Here is a 9,544-nt window from a genome sequence, read left to right as displayed (position 1 = left end):
ATTATTCCACTCCATTTACGGAGTTTATATTGCATTCACAGCCAAAAGCAATCTATCTAACTTCGGCTATTTTAGAAACTGGATGTTCATGTTCCAACGGATCACAGGTATCATCACTCTGATTTTCATTGCTTGGCACGTGTGGGAAACACGTATTGCGATTGGATTCGGATGGGCGGAACTGAATTATCAGCTAATGGAAGGTATCCTTACTGAGCCATTCTTTTTCTGGTTCTACATAGTAGGGGTAGTATCAACGACTTTCCACTTCTCGAATGGTCTATGGTCTTTCTGTGTCAGCTGGGGTATAACTGTTTCTCCACGCTCACAATTGATCATGACATATGCGAGCATTATCATTTTCGTTGCTATTTCTTACGTGGGTGTACGTACACTGTTCCAATTCGCGTATGGCATATAAATAGTTTTCGAACGAACGCTGGATATATATAGAAATTAAGGGAGTGAGCATCAATCATGACGAATCGAAACATCATTGTTGTCGGTGGCGGTCTTGCCGGCCTTATGGCAACAATAAAAGCAGCAGAACAAGGGGTGCACGTTGATCTGCTCTCAATTGTACCCGTTAAGCGCTCTCACTCTGTCTGCGCTCAAGGGGGTATTAATGGAGCTGTTAATACCAAAGGTGAGGGAGACTCTCCGTGGGAACACTTTGACGATACGGTTTACGGAGGAGACTTCTTAGCTAACCAGCCTCCAGTTAAAGCGATGTGTGAGGCAGCGCCTGGAATTATTCACTTGCTGGATCGTATGGGAGTCATGTTTAACCGTACTCCAGAAGGATTATTGGACTTCCGACGCTTTGGTGGTACACAGCACCACCGTACTGCTTTCGCAGGTGCCACAACAGGACAACAGCTATTATATGCATTAGATGAACAAGTACGTCGCCATGAGGTGAATGGACTTGTAACAAAATATGAGAACTGGGAATTCCTATCTGCAATCGTTGACGAAAAAGGGGTCGGACGAGGTGTGGTTGGTCAGAACTTAAAGGATCACGAAATCAAAGCCTTCCCTGCTGACGCTGTCATCATGGCTACTGGCGGGCCAGGAATTATTTTTGGTAAGTCTACGAACTCTGTCATCAACACAGGTTCTGCCGCTGGAGCTCTTTATCAGCAAGGGGTCGGATACGCGAACGGTGAATTCATCCAAATCCACCCGACGGCCATTCCTGGAGATGATAAGCTGCGCCTTATGAGTGAATCTGCTCGTGGTGAGGGTGGCCGAGTTTGGACTTATAAAGATGGCGAGCCATGGTATTTCCTAGAGGAAAAGTATCCAGCATACGGAAACTTAGTTCCGCGTGATATCGCTACACGTGAAATCTTTGACGTGTGTGTAAACCAGAAGCTCGGAATTAATGGTGAGAATATGGTTTATTTGGATCTTTCTCACAAAGATCCAAAAGAGCTTGACGTAAAACTTGGCGGGATTATTGAAATCTATGAAAAATTCGTAGGTGATGATCCGCGTAAAGTACCAATGAAAATCTTCCCAGCTGTTCACTATTCTATGGGCGGCATGCACGTAGATTTTAATCAAATGACAGCTATTCCTGGAGTTTTCGCAGCTGGTGAGTGTGATTATACTCAGCACGGGGCGAACCGCTTAGGAGCGAACTCATTGCTTTCTTCTATCTACGGCGGAATGGTCGCGGGACCAAATGCGGTTAAATACACAGAAGGCCTTGAAAAGATTTCTGATGAAATGTCTTCTACTCTATTTGATGAAAAAGTCAAAGAAGAGCAAGAGAAGTTTGAGAAAATCATGAGTATGGACGGAGACGAAAATGCTTACCAAATTCACAAAGAGCTTGGTGAGTGGATGACTGATAACGTAACCGTTGTTCGTGAGAATGAAAAACTACTGAAAACGGATGAGAAGATCGTTGAACTTATGGAGCGTTATCAACGCATCAATATCAACGACACATCTCGTTGGAGTAATCAGGGTGCGATGTTTACACGTCAGCTTTGGAATATGCTTCAGCTTGCACGTGTTATTACTCAAGGAGCTTACAACCGTAATGAAAGCCGCGGGGCGCATTACAAGCCTGAGTTCCCAGATCGTAATGACGAGGATTGGTTGAAGACGACCGTCGCTATGTATGATAAAGAAAATAATAAACCAGTTTTCAGATATGACGATGTCGATACATCTTTCATCGAGCCACGGAAACGTGACTACTCGAAGAGTAAATAAAGGAGGTCATTGATGATGAGTGAAAACAAAACGATTACGTTTATAATTACCCGTCAAGACCACCCGGATGAGCCGTCTTATGAGGAGACATTCGAAATTCCATATCGTGAGAATATGAACGTCATCTCTGCTTTAATGGAAATCCGCCGTAATCCAGTGAATGCTAAAGGAGAAACTACAACGCCTGTTTACTGGGATATGGGTTGTCTTGAAGAAGTTTGTGGAGCCTGCTCTATGGTCATCAACGGAACACCGCGCCAATCGTGTACAGCTCTTGTTGACCAATTGGAACAGCCGATCCGCCTTGCACCTATGAAAACTTTCCCAATCAATCGTGACCTTGCGGTAGACCGAAGCCGCATGTTCGATTCTCTTAAGAAAGTTAAAGCTTGGATTCCAATTGATGGAACCTACGATCTTGGGCCTGGACCGCGTATGGCTGAAAGTAAACGCCAATGGGCTTATGAATTATCCAAGTGTATGACTTGCGGAGTTTGTTTGGAAGCTTGTCCTAATGTGAACAGTAAATCTGATTTCATTGGTCCGGCTCCACTTTCTCAAGTTCGCCTGTTTAACTCTCACCCAACTGGAGAATTGAACAAGAGTGAACGTCTGCAAACGATTATGGATGAAGAAGGCCTGATGGGCTGTGGAAACGCACAAAACTGTGTGGAGTCTTGTCCGAAAGGAATTCCATTGACGACTTCCATTGCGGCGTTGAACCGTGATACAGCGATCGAATCCTTCAAGAGCTTCTTCGGAAGTGACAAGCGTATATAAATAAAAGAAATAGAGAAGCCTCTGTACACATCGTACAGAGGCTTTTTCAATTGAAATTATTGGATGATAGGGGTTGTAGGGCTTGATGTGCGTAGTATAATAGATTTGATTGTATTTTAGTAAGGGTGGTCTTATGCGCAATTACAAATGGTCTCACTTATTCGTTTTACTATTTTTTATACTATCTTCTATATACCTTGTCACGATTGCTGTCACTCAACCCTTCCTTGGAATCGATCTTGAAAAGCAAGAAGATGGCTGGGTGATTTCGAACATTGATCGTGATAGTTGGGCTGAAAGACATGGAATTCCTTTAGACGCAGAAATTCTTTCTGTTGAAGGCGCTCCTCCGGAGGACCATTTTACCGTCTCCATGTTCAACGAGTTGGAAATGGCCGATTCATTTACGATCGGCGCTTCTGGTCAGGAAATTTTTTATGATGACATTTATCAATCCAGTCCTCAGCATTGGACATTGTACGTGATTTTCCCATGTTTGTTTTTTATAGCTATTCTAGGAATCTCTTATTTAGTCCATAAACGAGTACCTAAAAGGTATTCCGCTCATCAATTGATTTTATTCTTTCTGGCGATTGCGACAGGTTATATGAGTAATAGTGGAGCAATTCGCGATGATTTATATAGTTTATTTCTGAATACATCGTTATTCCTTACGGCTCCGGTTATTTTGATTCACTTTCTTTATAACTATTTTCGCGAACTCGATATTTATTGGTTTTCAAAAAAAATCCCTTATTTTTTGTATGGATTTGCTATCACCGTGTCAGTTTTGGAAAGTTATTTCTTAAGCACTCAAAATTATCCTGCATTTTTCGACCCTGTACCTCCCTGGCTCCTGCTGGGGCTGTACATTGTCTTGTTCTTTATTATTTACAGGGGACTCTATATCTTTAAGAAAGCTCCACAAGGCGCTATATTCAAATATGTCAGTGTAGGAATGACGGTGGCCTTCTTTCCATACATTTGGCTTTATCTCATACCAGCTCTGGTCATTGGGGAGAAAATCATTACGCTGGAGGTAGGTGCAGTCTTTTTAATTGCCCTTCCTATAACGTTCATGTATCTCGTTACTAGAGAGAGATTGATTGATATTGATTTTGTCATGAGCCGGGTTCGGTATTCGGTGTTTTTATCGATTGCTCCTAGTATTTTTCTGACAGTCGTTTTTGCGTGGTTTGTATCTTCACAGCTCCCGATGATCACATATGTACAGGTTTATTTGCTTGTGCACTTATTCTTAATTGCCTTTCTTTCAATAAAAGAAGTATTGGATTCACGACTTCAGCGCTTTTTGTTCTCCGCTCGGTACAGCTATCAAGAGAGTATGCACCGTATGTCTAAGGATATGAAGGACCAATCCAATGCCGTCGACTTGATGAAGGTAATGAGAAGTGAAATTAATAATGTGTTAAGTGTGCGGGATATGTATATCTTTTCTAAACATAACAAAAGGAATTTGTATTGTGTCTACGATCAGGTTCCTGACGATATTCTGATGGAAATTGAAGAACAGCTGACGGATCATAGTTATGATATCGGATCGATCATCGAAACAGATAAAGGGTTCGGGGTCATTGTCGGCTTCTCTTTACAAAAATTGACGATGCTCTGGTGTGAAGGGAAGAAGGATTACACTAAATTGAATCGTGATGAGAAAACCTATTTACAAACCATATCTCACAATGCGAATATCGCGATCGAGAATATGAATTTGATTGAGGATCTAGTTAAAGAGCTGCGCAGGTTGAAAAACAATCAGACCCAAAAGTATCCGACCTGGCTTTCAAGACTGTTGTTCACCATTGCTGAGAATCAAAGGAAACAGCTGTCGATTGATCTTCATGATACGGTATTGCAAGAGCAATTGTACCTTTACAGAAGAATGGATGATTTAATTGGACAAAGGAATGACCTGCCTCCAACGTTGCATGCTGAACTGGTCATGTATAAAGAGTCGCTGCTCGACAGCATTCATTTGATCAGAGAGACCTGTAATGAACTACGTCCGGCGTTCATAGAGGAATTAGGCCTCGTGCAATCGTTGAAAAACCTCATCCATCAGTATCAGCTCCGTTCGAACTTCACGGTTTACTTCTCTGATGAACGGTTTGAAGCTGAAATGGATCAAGAACACATCTTGGCCATTTTCAGAATCGTGCAGGAGTTGCTGACAAACGCGATGAAACATTCCGATGCAAAGATTGTGAAACTATCTTTATCTGAAGATGATGATCAAGTCGTATTGCTATATTCGGACAATGGAAAAGGGATGGACTTTTCTTTCCAGCGTGACTTGTTCTCTCATATCGGATTGTCAGGAATCGAACAACGGGTGAACGGACTGAATGGAAGTATGAAAATAGAAACGGCCCCAGGAGAAGGATTCAAAGCTATTATTTCCTTCCCTATTGCTGTTAAAAAGGAGGTTCAAGTGTGACCAAAGTATTAATTGTCGACGATCACCCCGCTGTAGGTGCGGGGACAAAATCGATGTTAGAGCAAGAATCAGATATGAAAGTAGATGTCATTGAAAGAAGCGATGTTGTAGAAGATCATCTTGAACAAAATGAGTACGATGTTCTTTTGCTAGATTTGTATATGCCGGGAATGAATGGGATTGAACTTGCTAAAAGTCTTCGTAAGACCCATCCAGACTTGATTCTCCTCATTTACACAGGCTTTGACTTAAGCACCCACTTTAATATGCTGGTGGAAGCGGACATCAATGGATTTGTAAGCAAGACCGCCACGAGCGAAGAGCTGCTTACCGTTATCCGATGCGCCCTAAGGGATGAAGTAGTGATTCCATTGCATTTATTTAAACAGCTGAGACGGGCTGAAGCGAGTGTCAGTCAGCCTAATGAAACACAAGAAGGGACGAGCCTTTCGCTCAATGAAAAAGAGCAAAAGATCCTTAAAGAGGTCGCTTCTGGGTTCACAAATCGAGAAATTGCCCAAGCCCTTCATATGTCCCAGCGAAGTGTGGAATACACACTCACAGGGATATTTAATAAACTAAATGTACGATCAAGGACAGAGGCCTTATTCAAAGCTCAGGAACTCGGGCTTGTGTCTAAATCCTAATCGAGTGGCACAGGGCCGAGATTCAAGACATACGATACATTGACTAAATAATTCCCCTCGACGCTCAGGACAACAAGGAGGGGTACGCTTGTGAAGGAGGACGGCTATCGGCCAACACAAATTCTTACCAAGCGGGAGCGAGAAGTTTTCGAGCTTCTGGTGCAAGACAAGACGACAAAAGAGATCGCAAAAGAGCTTTTCATTTCAGAGAAGACTGTGCGTAATCACATCTCAAATGCAATGCAAAAGCTGGGAGTAAAAGGACGCTCTCAGGCAGTTGTAGAACTGCTACGTATGGGTGAACTGGAATTATAATCTCCGCAGATCAGCAGATGGATTGTAGAATGAGATGAAGAAGTCCTTTCAGGTGTTGGGTGAATAGGAACAATACCTGAAAGGGTTTTTTGTCGCCAAACAAACGTTTACCTTGAATTTTTCTTCGTAAACCGTGAGAATGGAGTTTACAGAGTATTATTGTGAGGAGTGCTGAATGTGTCAAAACCACACCAGACGTCCATGATCGCAGATGTTGAAAAAGAATTACGATACATATCTGGCATCATTAAACAAAGAGGACGAGTAATTTTAAATAATTATCCGATTACTGCGCCGCAATTTGTTGCTTTACAGTGGCTGATGGATAAAGGAGATATGACAATCGGGGAATTGTCCAATTACATCCACCTCGCCTGCAGCACAACGACTGATCTTGTTGACCGTATGGAAAAGAATGAGCTGGTCGAGCGCGTAAGAGATTCAAGAGACCGCAGAGTCGTAAGGATTCATGCATTGGAAAAAGGCGAACAGATCATCCATGAAGTGATTGAAAAACGCCAGGATTATTTAGAAGAAGTGTTGAAGGACGTTCCGGAAGATGATGTCCATCAATTGAACCAGTTGCTGCATGTGCTTCATGAAAAAATGCGGGACGCGGATGAGGAAAAAATCAACTAAGAAATAAAAGAGGGATGCATTGTGACACAGCCGATAGGAGTCATTGATTCAGGCGTAGGCGGATTGACCGTTGCACGGGAGCTTATGCGTCAGTTGCCAAGAGAAACATTCATCTATTTAGGAGATACGCTTCGTTGTCCATACGGCCCAAGATCCGAGCAGGAAGTGCGGGCGTTTACTTGGCAGATGGTAAATTATCTTTTAGAAAAAAATATAAAAATGTTAGTCGTAGCATGTAATACGGCTACAGCCTATACATTGAACGAACTCCAGGAAAAGTTGTCGATCCCGGTCATTGGGGTTATTGAACCGGGTGCCAGAGCAGCGATCAAAGTCAGTAAGAACAAGCGGATTGGCGTCATTGGTACAGAAGGTACGATCAAAAGCCGCGCGTATCCAAATGCGCTGAAATCGATCGACCAGAGTATTCGAGTAAACGACCTGGCGTGTCCTCCATTTGTTCCGATGGTGGAAGAAGGCATGCTCTCTGGACCTGAAGCGGAGGGCGTTGTTTCCCGTACATTGAAACCGCTCAAAGATATGAACCACATTGATACACTCATTCTTGGTTGTACACACTATCCGCTCATCAAAGATTTGGTACAGAACGAGATGGGGAGTCACATTCAAGTCATTAGTTCAGGTGAAGAGACAGCAAGAGAAGCAAGCTTGATTCTTGCCTACAACAACCTTCTGGAAAAGAAAACAAAAACCCCTGTCCACGAGTTTTATACGACGGGAGATATGGAGAAATTCCGTCTTGTGGCGAACAGCTGGTTTGATGAACCCGTCAAAATTTTAAGAATGGTTGAACTTCATCACGTACAAAGCTCTGCAATCTAATACAGGGCTTTTTTCTTTGATTACAAAATTTCATTCCTTGGTCTAATCCTTTTCGGGGCTCGTATATATGGTAGTACAATCTATCTCGGGAGGGAATCGTATGAAAACGCTCGGTTTTAAACCCATTCTACTAGCGATCTTTTTATTATTGACTATAGGACTTCTATCTGGATGCTTATTCGAAGGAGAACAATCCTTAGAAAAAATGGATGATCCAGATAAGGCGACAGCGACAGATCCGGCAGCGGATACCGAAGAACCTGAGCCTGGAACAGAAGGAGAACAATCTGGAGAAGCACCAGAAGGGACAGAACAAGATACATCTTCTGAAACAGTAGCTCGTGAAATTTACCTCATGGATGAAAGCGGCATGGTCGTTCCTCAAACCCTCCAATTGCCAGCTTCTGAAGAAGTCGCTAAACAATCATTAGAGTATCTAGTGAAAGATGGTCCTGTAACCGATTTACTTCCAAATGGTTTTCAAGCTGTACTTCCAGCAGGAACAGAAGTCCTTGGATTGAACCTTGAATCTGACGGCACAATGGTTGTCGATGTTTCCGAGGATTTCAAAAATTATGAGGCGAAGGATGAACAAAAAATCCTTCAGGCGATGACGTACACGCTCACTCAATTCGATAACGTGAAGCGGATTAAATTATGGATCAATGGTCACGAACAATCAGTCATGCCTGTGAATGGGACCCCGATTGTTGATGGGGTTTCCCGTTCAGACGGGATCAATAACCACGTAGGCGATCAAACGGATGTCATCAACAGCCAGGCCGTCACCGTTTACTTCCCTGCTCAAAACGGGGAGGAAGTCTATCAAGTTCCAGTCACGACTCGTGTGAAAAAAGGGGACGATCTATACTCTGCAGTCGTCCAAGCGTTGTTGAAGGGTCCTGAGTTTGGAACATCCTTGCTTCAGCCCTTTAACGAAGGAGCGGAAGTAGTAAGCACGAAGTTGGATTCTGGCGTTCTTACTTTATCCTTTAACGAATCGATCCTCACAGGTCAGGATAAGGAAAAGCAGTCCCTGTCTGATGAGGCGCTTGCTAGTCTTGTTATGAGCCTTACAGATTTATCAGATGTAGAATCCGTATCTGTTGAAGTCGAAGGCGTCGAACAAGTAATGAGTGAATCAGGGGAACCTCTTGCTGAGCCTGTCACACGTTCGGATATTACCAAAGCGGAAAGTCTATAACCTTTATTTCCTAAAAGGCATCTCAAAGATTCTGCTCTTGAGGTGCCTTTTTATTATGCCTATGCTCGCCAGTCTTCACTACCGAGGAGATATAAATTGTGTTAAGATGGGCTAGGATAAAGGTGAACGAAAAGGAGGGCGTTATCGGTGAGAAATGATCATCGAAAAGTCAATGAACTAAGAACTGTTACGATAGAGACTGATTATGTCAAACATCCAGAAGGATCTGTATTAATCAGCTTTGGGGATACAAAAGTCATCTGCAATGCGAGTGTCGAGGACCGAGTGCCTCCTTTCTTACGCGGACAAGGAAAAGGGTGGATCACAGCAGAATACGCGATGCTGCCACGTGCAACAGAGCAAAGAAACATCCGTGAATCTTCGAAAGGAAAAGTTTCCGGAAGAACGATGGAAATCCAACGCCTGATC

10 protein-coding genes are annotated in these 9,544 nt (G+C 43.1%); all 10 read left to right on the top strand.

Features of this window, described 5'->3' with window-relative positions; genetic code table 11:
* Positions 1-421 (top strand): succinate dehydrogenase (locus LD39_RS00225; protein ID WP_035541530.1); only part of this gene is annotated, 421 nt, incomplete at its 5' end.
* Positions 422-477: 56 nt separating this feature from the next.
* A complete protein-coding gene (gene sdhA, locus LD39_RS00220) occupies positions 478-2,229 on the top strand; it encodes a succinate dehydrogenase flavoprotein subunit (protein WP_035541528.1) in 1,752 nt (583 codons plus the stop codon).
* A 15-nt stretch (positions 2,230-2,244) separates the two neighbouring features.
* Positions 2,245-3,009, top strand: coding sequence for a succinate dehydrogenase iron-sulfur subunit (sdhB, locus tag LD39_RS00215; protein WP_035541533.1), 765 nt, complete (start codon positions 2,245-2,247; stop codon positions 3,007-3,009).
* A 133-nt stretch (positions 3,010-3,142) separates the two neighbouring features.
* The gene (locus tag LD39_RS00210; protein WP_052158650.1) at positions 3,143-5,467 is read left to right on the top strand and encodes a sensor histidine kinase; all 2,325 of its coding nucleotides are present in this window, start codon (positions 3,143-3,145) and stop codon (positions 5,465-5,467) included.
* Positions 5,464-6,114: a response regulator transcription factor gene (locus LD39_RS00205; protein WP_035541525.1), complete on the top strand. Its 651-nt coding sequence runs from the start codon at positions 5,464-5,466 to the stop codon at positions 6,112-6,114. Before LD39_RS00210 ends, LD39_RS00205 begins: the two co-directional genes overlap by 4 nt.
* A 90-nt stretch (positions 6,115-6,204) precedes the next feature.
* The gene (locus tag LD39_RS00200) at positions 6,205-6,429 is read left to right on the top strand and encodes a response regulator transcription factor (RefSeq protein WP_035541524.1); all 225 of its coding nucleotides are present in this window, start codon (positions 6,205-6,207) and stop codon (positions 6,427-6,429) included.
* Between the two features lie 201 nt (positions 6,430-6,630).
* A complete protein-coding gene (locus LD39_RS00195) occupies positions 6,631-7,068 on the top strand; it encodes a MarR family winged helix-turn-helix transcriptional regulator (protein WP_052158651.1) in 438 nt (145 codons plus the stop codon).
* 21 nt (positions 7,069-7,089) lie between these two features.
* Positions 7,090-7,911: a glutamate racemase gene (gene racE, locus LD39_RS00190; protein WP_035541523.1), complete on the top strand. Its 822-nt coding sequence runs from the start codon at positions 7,090-7,092 to the stop codon at positions 7,909-7,911.
* A gap of 100 nt (positions 7,912-8,011) precedes the next feature.
* Entirely contained in the window at positions 8,012-9,115 is a 1,104-nt protein-coding gene (locus LD39_RS00185) for a GerMN domain-containing protein (RefSeq protein ID WP_035541521.1), read from the top strand.
* Positions 9,116-9,262: 147 nt separating this feature from the next.
* Positions 9,263-9,544, top strand: a 282-nt coding sequence (gene rph, locus LD39_RS00180) for a ribonuclease PH (protein WP_035541519.1), incomplete at its 3' end; no start/stop codon positions are given.

It is taken from the genome of Halobacillus sp. BBL2006 (assembly GCF_000786645.1).
GTDB lineage: Bacteria > Bacillota > Bacilli > Bacillales > Halobacillaceae > Halobacillus.
This window is presented reverse-complemented; position numbering and strand designations above follow the sequence as displayed.